Origin of the sequence: Streptomyces morookaense, from assembly GCF_013030945.1 — a bacterium.
Lineage (GTDB): Bacteria > Actinomycetota > Actinomycetes > Streptomycetales > Streptomycetaceae > Streptomyces > Streptomyces morookaensis.
Genome location: NZ_JABBXF010000033.1, coordinates 77,661 through 94,563, shown reverse-complemented (window position 1 = coordinate 94,563; position 16,903 = coordinate 77,661). Strand labels below are relative to the sequence as shown.

Here is a 16,903-nt window from a genome sequence, read left to right as displayed (position 1 = left end):
GTCGATGCAGTTGACCACGACGGTGGTCGAGCCCGGCGACTCCCGCATGGCCGCCGACGTGCAACCGCTGTTGCACACCCTGCGCCCGGCGCTGACCCCGGAGGCGTGTGCCGCGTTCGTGACGGAGGCGCATGCCCAGGGGCTGGTCTTCCTCGCCGCGTACGACGACGCGGACGGCCGCTGCGCGGGGCTGGCCACGTACCGGGTCCTGGCGACGAGCCGGGGCCGGGTGCTGTTCGTGGACGACCTCGTCACCGATCCCGGACGCCGCTCCGAGGGCATCGGGGCGCGGCTGTGGGAGGAGCTCGAATCCCGTGCGGCGCGGGCCGGTTGTGAGCGCCTGGAGCTGGATTCGGGCGTGACGAACGGCGGTGCGCACCGCTTCTACCACGCGCGCGGTATGACGGTCTCGGCCTTCCACTTCGCGAGCCCGCTGCGCTGACGGGGGCGGGCCCTCGAAAACCCGGGCCACCGCCCCCGCCCCTGCTCCTCAGCCCTGTTCCTGCATCCGCATCAGCGAGTCCACCAACTGGTCTACTTCCTCGGCGGTGTTGTAGAGCGCGAGCGAGGCCCGTGCCGCGCTCTCCAGGCCGTAGAACCGCAGCGCCGGCTGTGCGCAGTGGTGTCCGGCCCGGACGGCTATGCCGTCCTGGTCGAGCCAGGACGCGATGGCCGACGGGTCCTGCCCGGCCATCGTGAACGTCAGCACGGCCACCCGCTCGGGCGCCGACCCCAGCACTTCGAGGCCGGGCACCGTGGCGAGTGCCTGTTGCGCGTACTGCGTCAGGGCCGTCTCGTACGCGGCGACGGCGCGGTGGTCGAAGGACGTCAGCCACTCCATGGCGGCCCGCAGCCCGACCGGGCCGGACAGGTCGCCCGTGCCCGCTTCGAGCCGGTGCGGGACGGGCGCGAACGTGCTGCCGGCGAAGTCGACCTGGTCGATCATGTTCCCGCCGCCCTGCCAGGGCCGCATGGCCTCGAGCACATCCGGCTTGGCGTACAGCGCGCCGATCCCCGTGGGCCCGTAGAGCTTGTGGCCCGAGAAGACGTAGAAGTCCGCGTCCAGGTCCTGGACGTCCACGGGGAAGTGGGCCACGGCCTGGGCGCCGTCGATCAGCACCCGGGCGCCGTAGCGGTGCGCGAGCGCGGTCATCTCCTTGACGGGCGGCACCGTGCCCAGCACGTTGGACGCGTGGCTGACGGCCACCAGCTGGGTGCGGTAGGACAGCAGGTCCGCGAAGGCGGCCTGGTCGATCTGCCCGTCCGGCAGCAGCGGGACGGGCACGACCCGGGCCTTGCGTTCCTTGGCGATCAACTGCCAGGGGACGATGTCCGAGTGGTGCTCCAGTGTGGAGACGAGGATCTCGTCCCCGGGACCGAGGTTGTCCCGCCCCCAGCTCTGCGCGACCAGGTTGACGGCCTCGGTCGTGCCGCGCGTGAAGACGATGCTGTCCGGGGACGCGGCCCCCAGGAAGCCCGCCACGGCCGCGCGGCCGCCCTCGTACGCCTCGGTGGCCTCGCGGGCCAGGGTGTGCGCACCGCGGTGGATGTTGGAGTTGGTGGTGCTGTAGTAGCCGGCGAGGGCCTCGATGACCTGGCGCGGCTTCTGGGTCGTGGCGCCGTTGTCGAGCCACACCAGCGGACGGCCGTTGACCGTGCGGTGCAGGATCGGGACGTCGCGCCGGGCGAGTTCGGGGTCGAAGCCGCCGGCGCGGGTGCTCCCGGTGCGGACGTCCGGGCGGTCCGCGGTGGCGGTCCCGGCGGCAACGTCAGGAGTAGTCATGGTAGTTCGACACCTCGACGTTCTCGAGGACGGCGAGCGCGTCCTCGACCAGCACCGCGGCGTTGAAGTAGGCCGTCAGCAGGTACGAGGTGATCGCCTTGTGGTCGGTGCCCATGTTGCGCATGGACAGGCCGGGCTCGACCTCGTCGGGCACGCCGGAGGGGCGCAGGCCGACGACGCCCTGCTCGGCCTCGCCGGTGCGCATCAGCAGGATCTGCGACGTCCCGCCCGCGCCGGTGAGGGGCACCTTGTCGGAGGGCAGCAGCGGGACTCCGCGCCAGGTCAGCAGGGGGCTGCCGAACCTGGAGTCGGTGACCGGGGGCACACCCCGACGCGTACATTCCCGGCCGAACGCGGCAATGGCACGCGGGTGCGCGAGGAAGTAGCCGGGCTGCTTCCACACCCGGGACAGCAGCTCGTCGAGGTCGTCGGGGGTCGGCGAGCCGGTGCGGGTCTGCACGCGCTGGCCGGGGGCGACATTGTTGAAGAGGCCGAAGTCGGGGTGGTTGAGGATCATCGACTCCTGGCGTTCGCGCAGCGCCTGGATGGTGAGCCCGGCCTGCACGCGGGTCTGGTCGTGGGGCTCGTTGTACAGGTCGGAGACGCGGGTGTGGACGCGCAGCACGGTCTGGGCGAGGGTCATGTGGTACTCGCGCGGGGTGTCCTCGTACTCGACGTAGGTGCCCGGCAGTTCGACCTCGCCGACGTGGCCCCCGGCGAGGTCGACCGGCACCTCGGAGCCCGGTGCGGGCGTGTTGCCGGCGAGGTGGGCGTCGATGGCGGCGCGCAGTGCGGCATCCCGGCCGGCCAGCGATTCCAGCACGCTGCGCTCGACGGTGAGCGCCACGCCGGAGGTGAGTGCCTTGACGCGGAACGGCAGCGGCGAGCAGCGCGTCCACGAGTCGAGGTCGAAGAACTGGCCGTCGCCGACGACCTCCAGCAGGGCGTCCTCGCCGTACCGGCCGGTGACGCGCTTCTCGGCGCGGCCGAGGACGATCACCCAGAGCCGGTCGGAGGAGCTGCCCTCGTCGGCCAGCACCTGCCCGGCGTCGAAGGTCACCTGGGTGAAGGCCCCGGCCATTTCGGCGAGCAGCCCGTCCTCGGCCTCGCGCAGGTAGGGCAGTTCGCGCAGGTCGTCGGCGATGACGCGGTGGTTGTCGCCGTCCTGGTAGGTGCTGATCCTGTCGTCGCCGAGGATGAACGTACGGCGCCGGTTGACCCGGTAGACACCGGAGTCGACGTCGACCCAGGGGAGGGCGCGCAGCAGGTAGCGCGGGGTGATCCCGCGCATCTGCGGGGTGGTCTTGGTGGTCGTCGCCAACTGCCGTGCGGCATCGGGCGCGAGGCTGAGCCGATCGTTCATGTCGTCTCCTCGGAGCCGTTCCTTGGGGCTGGACGAGGACCGATCGTGCGGCTGGCATGTGACGATCACAAGACGGTCGGTGACGGAATCGGCCGCTGGCGCGCCGTCCGCATGCTGGACACGGTAACCAGTGAATGGGCTTACGGCCCTGACCATGGGGAGAAGACGATCAAGGGAACGGGTGTTCTGCCTGCGAGTTGACCGGAACCGGTCCGTGGAGCGTTGCGTTCCGGGTGCGCCCCGTCAGGGGCGCTGGGGGTACCCCCAGCGGTAGCTGGGGGAGGAACTGCGCGAGCGGCCACAACGAACCCGCAGTCGCCGAACCGGCCTCAGTCTGCCGCGTGCTCCGGAAGACGGACCCTGGAAGGGCTCACCTCGGTGCGGGCCACCACCGCCGGCACCGCAATGCCCGGCAGCAGCAGGTGCCACATGCGCACCACGCGCTCGGGGAGATCCTGGCGCCCGGTCGTGACGGACGAATAGATCTGCATGCCGGTGCACGCCTCGACGACGAACTCGGCCGTCTCCTGCGGGTCCACGCCGGCCTGGAGCTCGCCCTTGTCGGAGGCGACGACCAGGCAGTCCGCCATGATCTGTGCCCACTCCACGTAGGACGTGGCGTCCTGGAGGCCCGACTGCTCCGTGGCCAGCCGGACCCCCGCCCGCAGCAGCGGGTCGCGCTGGAGCTGGAAGGACCAGATCATGGTGATGTCCACCAGCCGCTGCAGCCCCTGGGAATCCAGCAGCGGGACGATCGTCTGCGGCTGCGCGCCCATCACCGCGCGGGCCAGGCCTTCCTTGGACTTGAAGTGGAAGTACATGGCTCCGGCCGTGGTGCCCGCACGCTCGAGGATGCGGTTGACGCTCGCACCGGCGTAGCCGTACTCGTCGAAGACCTCGGCCGCCGCACGAAGGATCGCCTCACGGGTCTGCACGGCCCGTTCCTGCTTGGGGCGTCCCATCCTGCCTCCTGGAAAAAATTAGAACGACCTTTACGTTAACAGTGTCCGGGGTGATTCTCCCAGCCCCCTTGCGGAACGAAATTACCGGACCCCCTGTCTGCCACTTGGTCGATCCATGGGAATTACTTGAGACGTTCATGAGGGTAGAAAAGCGAGCACTCTTTATGTTTGTTCTGCGGCTTCGGCCCGGCATCCGGCCCGGCCCGTCCACTGCACAGGGGGAATGCATCATGTCGTCCAGCGCTACAGGCACGATGAGCACGGTGCCCCGCGCGTTCGTCCACAAGACGGCCGAGTCCGAGGTGTTGCTCACCGGATGGCGGCCCGCCGGCCCCGGCGCCTTCGTCGTCACGGCGCGCTGGCCCGTCACCCATGATTTCTACGGCCCGCGGCACGGCCTCCACGACCCGCTCCTGCTGGCCGAATCCGTGCGCCAGACCGTTCCGTTGCTCAGTCACGCCGCCTTCGACGTGCCCTTCGGGGACCGTCAGTCGTGGAGCGATCTGCGGTTCGCCCTCGACCCCGCGGCCCTGGCGGCCGGTCCCGGCCCGGCCGAGGTCGAACTGCGCATCGCGTGCTCCGACGTCGTACGCCGCTCCGGCCGGCTGGTCTCCGTCGCGATGGACGTCGATGTCGTACGCGCCGGTGTACGGCTGGGCCGGGCGCGGACCGGGTTCGCCAACCACCGGCCCGCCGTCTATCGTCGTCTGCGCGGCCGTTACGCGAATCTCGCGGAGGCCGTCTCCCGCACGGTCCCGCTCGCCCCGCCGACGGCGCCGTGCCGCGCGGGACGCGAGCGGTTCGCCGACGTGGTCCTGTCGCCCACCCACGCCCGGGACGTCCACCAGCTGCGCATCGACCTCTTCCATCCGGCGCTCTTCGACCACCTCGTCGACCACGCCCCGGGCATGCTGCTGCTCGAAGCGGCACGCCAGGCGGCGCATGCGGCCGCGTACCCGCAGCGGATCGTCCCGGTCGCGATGGACGTCACCTTCACCGCGTACGCCGAACTCGACGCGCCCTGCTGGATCCTGACCGACCGGCTCCCCGCCGACCGGGCCGGCCGCAGAAGAGTGCTGGTCTCCGCCGTCCAGAACGAGGCGTGCGTCTTCTCCTCCGTGGTCACCCTGGAGCGGATATGAACGCGGGCGGCGCTCGGGGGATGCTCGACGGCAGGGTCGCCCTGATCACGGGGGCCTCCAGCGGAATCGGTGCGGCCGCGGCCCGGCTGTTCGCCGCCGAGGGGGCCGCCGTGGTCCTCATGGCCCGGCGCGAGGACCGGCTGTGCGCCCTCGCCGACAGGATCCGCTCCGAGGGGGGCCGGGCCCTGGCGGTGGCCGGTGACGTGACGGTGCCCGAGGACGCCGAGCGCGCGGTCTCCGCGGCGACCGGGACCTTCGGGCGGCTGGACGCGGCCTTCAACAACGCCGGTTACGCCACGTCCGGTGCGCTGCTGCACGAGGTCGGCGACGCGGTCTACGCGCGGACCATGGACGTCAATGTGTGGGGCGTGTGGAACTGCATGCGCCACCAGCTGCCCGCGATGCTCGCCTGCGGCGGCGGTTCCATTGTGAACACCTCCAGCGTGGCCGGGACGGTGGCGACCGGGGCCTCGGCCGCGTACGTGGCCGCCAAACATGCGGTCATCGGCATGACGAAGGCGGCCGCCGCGGAGTACGGACCGCAGGGAGTCCGGGTCAATGCGCTGATCGTGGGCAACACGCTGACCGAGATGATGGAACAAGTGCTTGATGCGGAACCGGGGTTGGGACAGGAGTTCCTCGCCCGCCCGGTGCAGAAGCGGATGGCGGAACCCGACGAGGTGGCGCAGGCCGCGGCATGGCTGTGCAGCGCGAGGTCGTCGTTCGTCACGGGGGCCTCCGTGCCGGTCGACGGGGGGTGGACCGCCGTCTAGCGGCCCGGCCGTGTCGTCCGCCCGGTTCCCCGTGCCTGTTCGAGGCACGGGGAACTTGCGTTTTCCGGCAGGGAGTCCGGCCCAAAAGATACAGAACGATCGCTTTGATATTGCCCGGTCGTCTCGCTATCGTGCTGCCGGAGTCGGCATGGGGCCGTGGGGGGCTCGTCACGAATCCGGGAGGGGCGATGGTGGCGCAGGAGAGGGCGGTCCGGACGCGCGAGGCCCTCGTCAGGGCGGCGGCTGCGGAGATCGACCGCAAGGGCTACGCGGGCGCCACGCTGTCCGGCATCTGCAAGTCCGCGGAGGTCTCCATGGGGGCGCTGACCTTTCACTTCGCCAGCAAGAGCGAGTTGGCGGACGCGGTCGTGAAGCGCGGCTGCGAGGTCACACGGGCGCTTGTCGACGAGGTGGCCGGGACGCAGGGTCATGCGTTGCGGTCCGTGGGGGCGCTGACTCTGGGGCTCGCGCGGTTGCTGGAGGAGGACGCGGCCGTGCGTTCGGCCGCGCTGCTGACGCGTGAACGGCCCGACGCCGCCGACTGGGCCGCGGCCTGGCTTCCCGCCGTCCGCAGGCTGCTCGACCATGCCAGCGGACAGGGCGAACTCCGCGCCGAGGCACGGCCCATGGCTGTTGCCGCACTGATCGCGCATCTGCTGGTGGGGGCCGAAGTGTGGCGCCGCACGGGCTCGGGCGAGCGGGAGAGCGCCGCCAACCGGGTTGCCCGGCTCTGGGAGTTGGTGCTGAACGGTGTGGCGGTCGGCGACGTCTGACGCCTGGAAAACAAAGAGAGTGTTCTGTATTCTTGCTGTGTGGGTCGCCGCCGTGAGCACTCCGGGGGAGGGCCTTCGGCATCCGCTCGCCCGATTCGGAGAGGAAGGCGGAACGCAGTGGCGCACATCGACACCGCCCCCGACGCAGCCGTGTGCGGAAGGCTTGCGCGTGAGGTCCACGACCGCATCGGCACCGGACTGGCGCTGGCTCTGCGGCGGTTGGACCTCCTGGAGCTGACCGCGACCGGACTGACCCCGGCCGAGCGGGCCCGGCTGGCCGACGCCCGTGCTGCTCTGCTGGACACGCTGGGCGTCGCCCGGGAGGTCGTCTCGTCCCTGCGCGGCCCGGCGGTGGCCCCGGCCGCCCCTGTGCGGGCCTCGCTGGAGGGCGAGCTGCGCGGCTTTCTGCGGTCCATGGAGCCGCTCGGCGTACAGGTGCAGTTGCGCGTCGACGGCGACGACTCCTGGGTGCCGCCGCTGATCGCCGGCGAGGTGTTCGTCGTCGTGCGCGAGGCGCTGCGCAATGCCCTCGCCCATGCCGGGGGGCGCCGGGTGACGGTCCGCGTCTGCCTGGCCCCGCACGAGGTGCACGCCGTGGTCGCCGACGACGGCGTGGGGTTCGACGCCTCCGCCCCGCGCGCCCCGGGCCGCGCCAACGGCCTGCTGGGCATGGAGGAGCGGGCCCGTGCCCTCGACGGCACCACCACCGTCACATCCGCTCCGGGCCGCGGCACCACTGTCACCGTATGGATACCGATCAAGGGGGATGACATCGATGACTGACCACGCGGCGAACATCGCGGACCCGATCCGCATCCTGGTCGCCGACGACCACACCCTGCTGCGCGAGGCTCTGTGTGATCTGCTCGGCGTCGAAGCGGACTTCGAGGTCGTCGCCCAGGCCGGTGATGCGGAGTCCGCCGTCCGCCAGGCGGAGCGGCTGCTCCCGGACGTCGCCCTGCTCGACGTCCGGATGCCGCACAACGCCGATCCGGTGGCCACCGTCCGCAGACTCCTCCGGATCCGGCCGGACATGCGGATCATCATCCTGAGCATGGACGATCACCCCGTGCTGGTGCGGCAGTTGCTGAACCTGGGCGTCCGCGGCTACCTGCACAAGAGCGTGAGCCGCGAGACGCTGGCCGCCGCCATCCGGGAACGCACCGATACCGGGCGGCGCACCGTGACCCTGTCGGTGCTGCCGGGCGGCCTGCCCGAGCGGGGCGGGGACACCGCGGTCGGACGGCGGCTGTCGGATCGGGAGGCGGAGGTCCTCGTCCTGGTGGCCGGCGCGCTGAGCAACCGCCAGGTGGGCCTTCGGCTCGGCATCGCCGAAGGGACCGTCAAACGGCATCTGCGGAAGATCTTCGAGAAGTTGGACGCGGTGTCGAGGCTGGACGCGGTCAACAAGGCGGTCGCCTTCGACCTGATCCGTCCGCAGCAGAGCCGCCGCCTGCCCGCCGCGAGCTGACCGCGGAAAAGAAGCGGAAAAGAAGCCGCCCCGCCCTGCATCAGCAGGACGGGGCGGCTCCATCGGCGGTAGCGGAGGGATTTGAACCCTCGGTGACTTGCGCCACACTCGCTTTCGAGGCGAGCTCCTTCGGCCGCTCGGACACGCTACCGAGAGGAAGCTTAGCGGATGGTCGGCCGTGCTCCGAAATCGGTGCCCCGGAAGAAGCGGGTGAGCAGGTCGGAGCACTCCTCCGCCAGCACGCCCTCGATGACTTCGGGGCGGTGGTTGAGGCGGCGGTCGCGGATCACGTCCCAGAGGGAGCCGGCCGCGCCGGCCTTCTCGTCGGCCGCGCCGTAGACGACCCGCTCCAGGCGGGAGAGGACGATCGCGCCCGCGCACATCGTGCACGGCTCCAGGGTCACGACCAGCGTGCAGCCGGAGAGACGCCACTCACCGACGGCCCGCGCGGCCTCGCGGATGGCGAGGACCTCCGCGTGACCGGTCGGGTCGCCGGTGGCTTCGCGCTCGTTGCGGCCGCGGCCGATGACGGAGCCGTCCGGGCCCAGCACGACGGCGCCGACCGGCACGTCACCGGTGCCGGGCGCCCGCGCGGCCTCCTCGAGGGCGGCCCGCATCGGGGCCCGCCACGGATCGCGCACGGGGTCGTGCGGCTGGTCGGGGACGGCTTCGTTCATGGCACCAGTGTGAGCGAACCCGTCCGGGGGCGGGTCAGCGCACTGCTTCCAGCACCTCGGTGCAGCCCAGCACGTCGGCGATCTCGCCGAGGGCGTCGCCGTTGAGGCTCTGCAGCTCCTTGCCGCTCACCCCGAGATCGGTCAGCAGCCCGTCGTCGCCCAGCGGCCCGAACGGCGCCGCCTCGGCGGCCGCGGTGTCGTCCCCGTCCTCCTCCGTCTCGGGTTCGCCGTCCTCGGTGCCGTCGAGGTCCGGGAGGCCGAGCTCCTCGCCCCCCTCCTCGTCACGGCCGGTCAGTTCGTCGACGAGCATCGCCCCGTACGAGCTGCGGGCGGCGAGGGCGGCGTTCGACACGTAGACGCGGGGGTCGTCCTCGCCGTCCACCCGCACGATGCCGAACCAGGTGTCCTCCTGCTCGATGAGCACCAGGACCGTGTCGTCGTCCACCGCGTTGTCACGGGCCAGATCTGCGATGTCGGACAGGGTCTCCACGTTGTCGAGTTCTGTGTCGCTCGCTTCCCACCCGTCTTCGGTGCGCGCGAGCATTGCGGCGAAGTACACCGTGACTCTCCCACTGGTCATAGGCGGTGCCGGGGCCGGACGGGGAGTACCCCGCCCACTCGGAATCGTGGCAGAAACCTCGCCGTTGCGAGAGGTCTTCCGCGTTGCGTCGTGCAGCAGTCCGAAGAGATGTCGCTCACGTGGGGTCCCAGGGGCCCGTCGTGCCGCATCACCAGCGGAACGTGCGCATACGCATCTGCTGGCGCATCCGGGCGGCCCGGGCGCGGCGCGGCTGGACGCGCTCCCGCAACTCCCTGGCCTCGTTCAGCTCGCGGAGGAACTGGGCGCGCCGCCGTCTGCGCTCGTCGGCGCTCTCCGGCTCCGTTCCGGGATCCACGGGGTCCGCCGGGTCCGCTTTCCGCCTGGGTTCGTCCTGTCCGGCCATGGGCAGCACCACCTCGTGCCGAGGTCCTCGCCCGGAGCGACAGACCGGGCGTATGTGCCCACTTTCCCCCCGCCCGGTGGTTTGATGCCAGGGCCCCGGCAGGCCCGCCCGCGCGGGCGTGGCCGGTACGGGCGGGCGCCGGGGCCTCGAAGCTCGGTTAATGTCGATGTCATGCGGATCCACGTCGTCGACCACCCCCTGGTTGCTCACAAGCTCACCACGCTGCGCGACAAGCGCACCGATTCCCCCACCTTCCGGCGTCTCGCCGACGAGCTGGTCACCCTGCTCGCCTACGAGGCCACGCGCGACGTGCGCACCGAGCAGGTCGACATCGAGTCCCCGGTCACCCCGACCACGGGCGTCAAGCTGTCCCACCCCCGCCCGCTGGTCGTGCCGATCCTGCGCGCCGGCCTGGGCATGCTCGACGGCATGGTCCGCCTGCTGCCCACGGCCGAGGTCGGCTTCCTGGGCATGATCCGCAACGAGGAGACCCTCAAGGCGGAGACCTATGCGACGCGGATGCCCGACGACCTCTCGGGCCGCCAGGTCTACGTCCTGGACCCGATGCTGGCCACCGGCGGCACCCTGGTCGCGGCGATCAACGAACTGATCGCGCGCGGCGCCGACGACGTCACCGCCATCTGCCTGCTGGCCGCCCCCGAGGGCGTCGAGGTCATGGAGCGCGAACTCGAGGGCGCCCCCGTCACCGTCGTCACGGCCTCGATCGACGAGCGCCTCAACGAGCACGGCTACATCGTCCCCGGCCTGGGCGACGCGGGCGACCGCATGTACGGCACGGCGGGCTGACGGGAGCCCTGCGGGCCGCTCGCGTCTCTTCCGGGGCGGTGCCCCGGTCGGTCGGGTGCGCGCGGTCCGTGGTTGCTCGCGCAGTTCCCCGCGCCCCTCAGGGGCGCGGGGAACTGCGCGACCAGCCACAGGCGACCTGCAGTCCGAGAACCGGCCTCAGCACTTCGCGGGAGCGGACGCCGACGCGGTGGAGGCCACCGCAGAAGGCGTCGGCGGAGCCGACGAAACCGGCGCCGTCAACCCGGCAAGCAGCCGATCGGCATCCTCCTTCGCCGTCAGCGCCTTGTACGCATCCCCCAGCACCAGATCGACGTCCTGCCCCTCGCGCTGGTCGCTCCGCGTCTCCGCCCCGGCCAGCTGCGTGCCGAGCACCCGCAGCGCCCCCTCCGCCGCACCCGGGCCGCCCATCAGCAGCCCCGGTCCCGGGACCTTCTTGTCGTACTCGGCCTGGGCGTTGCCCACCTTGCCGATTTTGAAGCCGCGGCGTTCGAGCTCATCCGCAGTGATCTTCGCGAGCCCGCCGCGTGGGGTCGCGTTGTAGACGTTGACCGTGATGTCGGAGGGCCTGGGCAGTTCCAGGGGGACCCGGTGCCCGGCCGTACGGCCTGCGTTCTTGCAGTCGCCGCTGCTCCTGTGTGCCGCCGCTTCCGTCCTGCTCCCGCCGCCGGAGAAGACCTCGGCGAGCTGGAGGGTCCCCCACCCGGCCAGCCCGAGCACGGCGGCGGCGGAGACGACGGCGAGCACGATCCTGCGGCGATTTCTCGGGCGGCGCATGTGCGGGAACCGATTGCCCGTGATGCGATACTTTCCGCCCATGCCGGGAGGGGTGAGCATGCTCATGGGCGCAGCGTAGTGCCGGGGAATGCCGCTGCCTACTAAATGATCAATGGGTTGACCGCGCGCCAACCCAAAAGGGTCAATACGTGGCCGAATCATGATGCGCGGGACCCCGCCGCGGTAGACGCCGCAGACGCGGCGGAGCCGCGCAGCACGAGGACCGTGGTCCACACATAGGGGCCCAGCGAGCGCACTTGCCCATGGGCCGTGTGGCCGTCCGGGAGGAGACCGTCGGCCGTCCTCAGCAGGAGGGTGCCCGCTCCCGGGACGCACGACGTCACCTCGAGGTCGTGGAAGACCGGCGGGCGCGGCAGGCCCAGTGAGCCCGTCGCCTTGTAGAACGCCTCCTTCGCCGAGAAGATCACCGTCAACGACCGTTCTCCTTCCGGCCCTTGGGGGAGCGAGGCGCGCTCCGAGGCCGTGCAGACCAGGTCGGCGGTCGCCGGGGTGAGCCTGCCGGTGAGCTCGACGTCCACCCCGGCGCCGGCGACGTCCGCCCGCGTGGTGACCAGGCAGGCGGCCACGATCCCCCGGCTGTGGCTGAGCGAACCGAGGACGCCGGGCGGGAAGAGCGGCCGGCGTCCCACCCGCAGCACCGGGCCCGGCCTGCCCAGCAACTGCAGGGCGAGGGCGGCCGCGCTGCGTCCGCCGAGGAAGTCGCGGCGGCGGGCGGACGACTCCGCGGGCGCCAGCACCCGTTCCGCGGGGTGCAGCAGGGCGGCGTCCTGTTCGCCGCCGTGCAGCCGCAGCACGGCCACCGCGTCGCGTGCCGGACGCACGGCCACGGCCGCCGCCCCGAGGTGTGGCCCCCGTGCTTTGCCCGGTCTTTCATCGCCGTGCCGGAGCATCACGGCGACAAGGGGAGGTGGTGGAAAGGTGTCCATGGCGCACGCGGCCCGTTCATGCGGGGATGCGCAGGTCGGCGGACGGCTCCAGGCCGAGCTCCTCGCGGAGCAGGGTGCGCAGTCTGCGGAAGGCGACGAGAGCCTCCCCGCGGCGCCCCGACTCCTGCAGGGCCTCGATCAGGGAGTGGTGGAACCACTCGTCGAGGGGGTGGTCGGCCACCAGGGTCCGCAGTTCCGGCACGAGTTCGGCATGCCGGCCCAGCTGCGCGTCGGCCTCGACACACAGCCGGTGCGCCTGGAGGCGCTGTTCCTCCAGGTAGTGCACGTGGCCGGCCAGGACCCGGCCGGGGTACACGCCGGAGAGCGCGCTGCCCTGCCACAGGGAGAGTCCTTCCCGGCATGCCGCGGCGGCCTTCGACGGGCGGCCCTGGGCGAGCAGCCGCCGGCCCTCCCGTACGGACCGCACGAAGCGCTCGGCGTCGACCCGTTCGGGAGCGGCGTCGAGGACGTACCCGGACCGGCGGGTCCGCAGCAGACGGCCGGCCGGGACGTCCAGCACGGTGTCCAGCTGCCGGCGCAGGTGGTACACGTGCGTCCGCACGGTGCTGACCGCCCAGCGCGGCGGATCCTCCTCCCACAGCTCGTCGACGAGCAGATCGACGTCCACGACCTGGCCCGCCCGGAGCAGCAACAGCGCCATCACCTTGTTGACCATGGGGCCTCGCAAGGTCTGCGCGACCCCGCCCGCTGTGATGCGAAGCGGTCCCAGCACCGAGAAGAACGTCCCGTCAGTCACTGCTGTGCACACCCCCGTGAACTCGTCGTCCTGGTGCGCACCGACGCGCACGGCTCGGAATCCAAACACGGGGAAACGCTGCAAACGGTGGCACTGCTCCGCAAGGAGCGCATGCCTGAGCCCAAAGAGACATCAGAGCAGAAGGTGGAAACATGACCGAATCGCCGAAGGTACTCGTGGTCGGGGCGGGCCCGGTGGGGCTCGTCACGGGGATCGAACTGCTCAGGCGTGGAGTGGCGGTGCGGCTCGTGGACCGCAGCGAGCGGCCGAACCCGCACTCCAAGGCGATCGCCCTGTGGCCCCGGGGCATCGAGGCCCTGGCCCGGTACGGCGCGGCGGAGGAGCTGCACCGCAGGGGGGTGGTGCTCCGGGCGCAGAACTACCACTCGCAGGGGCGCCGTGTCGCCCGGCTGGCGTTCGGCGGCCTGCGGCGCACCCGCTACCCCTACGCCCTGTCGATACCGCAGCGGGAGACGGAGGGAGTGCTGCGCGACGTGTTCCTCGGGCTCGGCGGCGCCATCGAGTTCGGCACCTCGCTGACCGGGTTCACGCAGGACGGCAACGGCGTCGAGGCCGCACTGGAGACCGGCGACGGACCGCGGACCGAGCGGTTCGACTGGCTGGTCGGATGCGACGGTGCGCACAGCACGGTGCGCGACATCCTCGGCGTGCCGTTCCGCGGCAGTTCGTACCCGCAGCAGTTCCTGCTCACCGACGGGCCGGTCCGTACCTCGCTCGCCCACGACGAGGTGCACTACTTCATGTCGCCGGCGGGCATCCTGGTCGTCGTGGGGCTGCCGGGCGGCCTGTACCGGACCTTCGTGAGCGTGGCCCCCGGGCGCTCCTGGGAGGACGCCCGGGAAGCGGTCCAGCAGGCGGCGTCCGAGCGCTGCCCGGTTCCCATCGAGCTCGTCGGCGAACAGCAGACGGGTGTCTTCCGGGTGCACCGCAAGACGGCCGACCGGTTCCGGTCGGGACGGGTCCTGCTGGCCGGCGACGCGGCACACATCCACAGCCCGGCGGGCGGGCAGGGGCTGAACACCGGCATCGAGGACGCGGCGTCGCTGGCCTGGCGGCTGGCCGGAGTATGCGAAGGCCGTTACGGGGACCGGGTGCTGGACCAGTGGGAGGCCGAACGGCTCGGCGTGGCACGGGCCGTGGTCGGCGACACGGACCGGCAGACGCGGATGTGGATGATGAGCGGGTGGCGCGCACGGGCGCGGGACGCCGTGCTGGGTGCGGGGGAGCGCAGCGGTGCGCTGAACCGTGTGGTGGTGCCCCGCCAGGCGCAGCTGTCCTTCGCCTACCCCGCGCCGCGGGAACGCGCCGGGCGCCTGCGGGCCGGGATGCGGCTGCCCGACGTGCCCCTGGGGGGCCGCTGGCTGCGGGACGAACTCTCCTCCGCGGCACCGTTGTTGCTGCTGTTCCCCGGGACGGGAAAGCACCGGAAGGAGGTCGGCGGTGTGGCCGAGCGGTTCCGCAAGGCGCACGAGGACGTCCGTGTCGTGGTCGTTCCGGATGCGGCGGACAAGGCTCACGCCCTGCTCGGCGTGAAGCGGCCGTGCGCCGTGCTGGTCCGGCCCGACGGTGCCGTGGCGGCACTGCGGGACCCGTTCGACGACGAACTGACCGCCGCTCTCCCGGCGTTGGCGGAAACGGCCACGGGCGGCCGGTGAGCACGACAGGGCCCCGGAAGCGTGCAGCGCTTCCGGGGCCCTGTCGTACCGGGACATGCGAAAAGGTCCTGTCCGGCCGGACAGGACCTTTTCGCCGGGGGGCGGGGGCGGCGGCCGCCGGTCAGATTCCCATGCCGATGCCGCCGCCCACGGGCAGGACCGCGCCGGTCACATAGCCGGCCTGCTCGGAGGCCAGGAAGCGGACGGCCGCGGCGACTTCGTCGGCCGTGCCCGTGCGGCCCAGCGGGGTCATGCTCATCACGTCCCGCATACGGCGGTCGGACAGGACCTGCGTCATGTCCGTGTCGATGATGCCCGGCGCCACCAGGTTGACGGTGATGCCGCGCGACCCCAACTCCCAGGCGAGCGACCGCGCGAAGCCCAGGAGCGCGGTCTTCGTCGCGGCGTAGTTCGCCTGCCCCGGGGAACCGAGGAACCCCAGTGCGGAGGAGACCAGCACGATGCGTCCCCGGCGCGCGGCCAGCATGCCGCCGGCACAGGCCCGCACGGTGCGGAACACCCCCTTGAGGTTGGTGTCCACGACCTCGTCGAAGGACGCGTCGTCCATGCGCAGCAGCAGGGTGTCCCGGGTGATGCCGGCGTTGGCCACCAGGACTTCCACCGGGCCCTGTTCGCGGGCGACGGTGTCGAGTGCGGCGGTCACGGACTCCTGGTCGGTCACCTCGCAGGGCACGGACAGGAATCCGTCCGGCGGTGCGCTGGTGCGGTGGCCGATGGCCACCCGGTCGCCGTCGGCGGCCATGGCGCGGGCCACGGCCAGTCCGATTCCGCGGTTGCCGCCGGTGACGAAGACCGAACGAGACATGATTCTCCTTATCGGGTGCCGGGCGGCCGCCCGGCCGGGTGGATGATCGGGGTCAGCGGGCCGGGGCCTCGACGACCAGGCACGACCAGGTGAATCCGGCGCCGGCGCTGAAGACCAGGGCCGCCTCGCCGGGGGCCGGCAGGCCCTGGCGCACCAGCTCGGCCAGCCCCGCGATGGCGTCTCCCGCCCCCAGGTGGCCGGTCTCCCGGCCGAGGTCCAGGGGCTGGGCCGTGGTGCTCTCGGACAGCACGGGCAGCCAGGAGTCCCTCAGTGTCCGGGCCCCGAAGCGGGGCAGGACGGCATGGCGCAGCCGCGGGTCGCGCGGCCCGATGCCCGCAGTCCTCAGGGCGCGCTCCAGCACCGTGCGGATGGCGTGTTCGTTGGTCGCGGTGAACTGGTCGGCGCCATGGGCGCTGAGGTAGGCCCGTTTGGTGGCGCGCATGTCGACGCGGGGGCGGTGCGTGCGGGCGGCCGGCATGAACGGGTCGGCGCCGCGGTGCATTTCCTCCAGGTCCGTGGCGGCGTACGTGGCGACGGCACGCAGGTGCAGGACGTCGCCGGCCGCGGCCGGACGGCGCAGCACCACGGCCGTGCCGCCGTCGCCGTAGGCCACCCCGTAGTCGGCCGCCCAGCGGTCGAAGCCGGGCTCGCCGAAGCGGTCCGCCGTGGTCACCAGCCCCAGCCGTGGCCGGCCGGCGGGACCGGGCGGTGCCGCGGCGAGATGCGCCGCGACCAGGTCGACGGCTGCCGCGCCGCCGTTGCACACCTGCTGCACGCCGACCGGCAGCGCCGCCCGGGCGCCCAGCGAACGGGCGATGTAGTGGGCGGGCGACCACAGGTCGTGCCCCTGGTAGTACATCCACGCGTGCCCCAGCACATCGAGCTCGCCGGGGTCGGTCCCCGAGGTCTCCAGTGCCGTGCGGGCGGCCCGTACCGCGAGGTCGGGCGGTGCCGTGGCACCGGCGTCCGGGACGCTCTCGTGTCCCAGGTCCCGGACGTCCCGTGCGCGCAGCCGTCCCGCGCCGAACGCGTCGGCCGCGGCGGAACGTCCTTCGGGCAGCCACAGCGCGGCCGCCGCTATGCCCACCGGATGAGTCGTCAGCATTGCCTGCCCCGCTCCTCCCCGTGTTGTCGTCGTAATGGCGGCCATGGTGGGAAGCGGTGATGAAAGCCCGGGCAAAGATCGCCCTGTCACGCCTCTGACCTGCGCAAAGGCCTTGTGTCACTT

Annotated in this window: 19 protein-coding genes and 1 tRNA gene; 8 read left to right on the top strand and 12 right to left on the bottom strand. The window is 72.0% G+C overall.

All coding sequences use genetic code 11. The features are described 5' to 3' along the window. Positions 1-4: 4 nt before the first annotated feature. On the top strand, positions 5-442 hold the full coding sequence (locus HG542_RS16305) for a GNAT family N-acetyltransferase (RefSeq protein WP_171082035.1): 438 nt from the start codon (positions 5-7) through the stop codon (positions 440-442). Positions 443-490: 48 nt separating this feature from the next. Here HG542_RS16305 and HG542_RS16300 read toward each other — a convergent pair whose 3' ends face one another. From HG542_RS16300 to HG542_RS16290, 3 genes are all read right to left on the bottom strand, one after another. Continuing rightward, positions 491-1,783 (bottom strand): cysteine desulfurase, encoded by a 1,293-nt coding sequence (locus HG542_RS16300; protein WP_171082033.1) that lies wholly within the window; start codon positions 1,781-1,783, stop codon positions 491-493. Further along, positions 1,770-3,146: a family 2B encapsulin nanocompartment shell protein gene (locus HG542_RS16295; RefSeq protein WP_171082031.1), complete on the bottom strand. Its 1,377-nt coding sequence runs from the start codon at positions 3,144-3,146 to the stop codon at positions 1,770-1,772. Before HG542_RS16295 ends, HG542_RS16300 begins: the two co-directional genes overlap by 14 nt. 329 nt (positions 3,147-3,475) lie before the next feature. After that, a complete protein-coding gene (locus tag HG542_RS16290) occupies positions 3,476-4,108 on the bottom strand; it encodes a ScbR family autoregulator-binding transcription factor (protein ID WP_171082030.1) in 633 nt (210 codons plus the stop codon). Between the two features lie 230 nt (positions 4,109-4,338). On the opposite strand from HG542_RS16290, the gene HG542_RS16285 reads away from it, so the two are divergent. The 5 genes from HG542_RS16285 to HG542_RS16265 all read left to right on the top strand — a co-directional run bounded on the left by HG542_RS16285 (position 4,339) and on the right by HG542_RS16265 (position 8,267). Next, complete coding sequence (locus HG542_RS16285; RefSeq protein ID WP_171082028.1) at positions 4,339-5,250, top strand: ScbA/BarX family gamma-butyrolactone biosynthesis protein; 912 nt, start codon at positions 4,339-4,341, stop codon at positions 5,248-5,250. After that, on the top strand, positions 5,247-6,023 hold the full coding sequence (locus HG542_RS16280) for an SDR family NAD(P)-dependent oxidoreductase (RefSeq protein WP_229922662.1): 777 nt from the start codon (positions 5,247-5,249) through the stop codon (positions 6,021-6,023). The genes HG542_RS16285 and HG542_RS16280 overlap by 4 nt, the downstream gene beginning before the upstream one ends. Positions 6,024-6,211: 188 nt before the next feature. Then, on the top strand, positions 6,212-6,796 hold the full coding sequence (locus tag HG542_RS16275) for a ScbR family autoregulator-binding transcription factor (RefSeq protein WP_171082027.1): 585 nt from the start codon (positions 6,212-6,214) through the stop codon (positions 6,794-6,796). A 117-nt stretch (positions 6,797-6,913) separates the two neighbouring features. Continuing rightward, entirely contained in the window at positions 6,914-7,579 is a 666-nt protein-coding gene (locus HG542_RS16270; RefSeq protein ID WP_171082025.1) for a sensor histidine kinase, read from the top strand. Further along, positions 7,572-8,267: a response regulator transcription factor gene (locus tag HG542_RS16265; RefSeq protein WP_171082023.1), complete on the top strand. Its 696-nt coding sequence runs from the start codon at positions 7,572-7,574 to the stop codon at positions 8,265-8,267. Before HG542_RS16270 ends, HG542_RS16265 begins: the two co-directional genes overlap by 8 nt. Positions 8,268-8,333: 66 nt before the next feature. On the opposite strand, the gene HG542_RS16260 is transcribed toward HG542_RS16265, so the two are convergent. The 4 genes from HG542_RS16260 to HG542_RS16245 form a co-directional block, all read right to left on the bottom strand. After that, positions 8,334-8,418 (bottom strand) — tRNA-Ser (locus HG542_RS16260). 10 nt (positions 8,419-8,428) lie between these two features. Beyond that, positions 8,429-8,944 carry a tRNA adenosine(34) deaminase TadA gene (gene tadA, locus HG542_RS16255; protein WP_171082022.1) on the bottom strand — a complete coding sequence of 172 codons (516 nt, stop codon included), beginning with the start codon at positions 8,942-8,944 and terminating at the stop codon, positions 8,429-8,431. 34 nt (positions 8,945-8,978) lie between these two features. After that, positions 8,979-9,503 (bottom strand): tRNA adenosine deaminase-associated protein, encoded by a 525-nt coding sequence (locus HG542_RS16250; protein WP_171082021.1) that lies wholly within the window; start codon positions 9,501-9,503, stop codon positions 8,979-8,981. Positions 9,504-9,672: 169 nt separating this feature from the next. Then, positions 9,673-9,888: a hypothetical protein gene (locus tag HG542_RS16245; RefSeq protein WP_171081898.1), complete on the bottom strand. Its 216-nt coding sequence runs from the start codon at positions 9,886-9,888 to the stop codon at positions 9,673-9,675. Positions 9,889-10,059: 171 nt separating this feature from the next. Here HG542_RS16245 and upp point away from each other — a divergent pair, with 171 nt between their 5' ends. Continuing rightward, positions 10,060-10,695 carry a uracil phosphoribosyltransferase gene (gene upp / locus HG542_RS16240; protein ID WP_171082020.1) on the top strand — a complete coding sequence of 212 codons (636 nt, stop codon included), beginning with the start codon at positions 10,060-10,062 and terminating at the stop codon, positions 10,693-10,695. A 156-nt stretch (positions 10,696-10,851) separates the two neighbouring features. On the opposite strand, the gene HG542_RS16235 is transcribed toward upp, so the two are convergent. The 3 genes from HG542_RS16235 to HG542_RS16225 form a co-directional block, all read right to left on the bottom strand. Then, entirely contained in the window at positions 10,852-11,535 is a 684-nt protein-coding gene (locus HG542_RS16235; RefSeq protein ID WP_171082019.1) for a LytR C-terminal domain-containing protein, read from the bottom strand. A 92-nt stretch (positions 11,536-11,627) separates the two neighbouring features. Continuing rightward, complete coding sequence (locus HG542_RS16230) at positions 11,628-12,317, bottom strand: 4'-phosphopantetheinyl transferase family protein (protein WP_171082018.1); 690 nt, start codon at positions 12,315-12,317, stop codon at positions 11,628-11,630. Positions 12,318-12,432: 115 nt separating this feature from the next. Next, entirely contained in the window at positions 12,433-13,242 is an 810-nt protein-coding gene (locus HG542_RS16225; protein ID WP_171082017.1) for an AfsR/SARP family transcriptional regulator, read from the bottom strand. A gap of 83 nt (positions 13,243-13,325) precedes the next feature. Between HG542_RS16225 and HG542_RS16220 the strand changes: the two genes are divergently transcribed. After that, entirely contained in the window at positions 13,326-14,849 is a 1,524-nt protein-coding gene (locus HG542_RS16220; RefSeq protein WP_171082016.1) for an FAD-dependent oxidoreductase, read from the top strand. Positions 14,850-14,970: 121 nt separating this feature from the next. Here HG542_RS16220 and HG542_RS16215 read toward each other — a convergent pair whose 3' ends face one another. Further along, entirely contained in the window at positions 14,971-15,675 is a 705-nt protein-coding gene (locus HG542_RS16215; protein WP_171082015.1) for an SDR family oxidoreductase, read from the bottom strand. Between the two features lie 52 nt (positions 15,676-15,727). After that, positions 15,728-16,780, bottom strand: a complete 1,053-nt coding sequence (locus HG542_RS16210; protein WP_171082014.1) for a ketoacyl-ACP synthase III family protein — start codon at positions 16,778-16,780, stop codon at positions 15,728-15,730. Between the last annotated feature and the right edge of the window lie 123 nt (positions 16,781-16,903).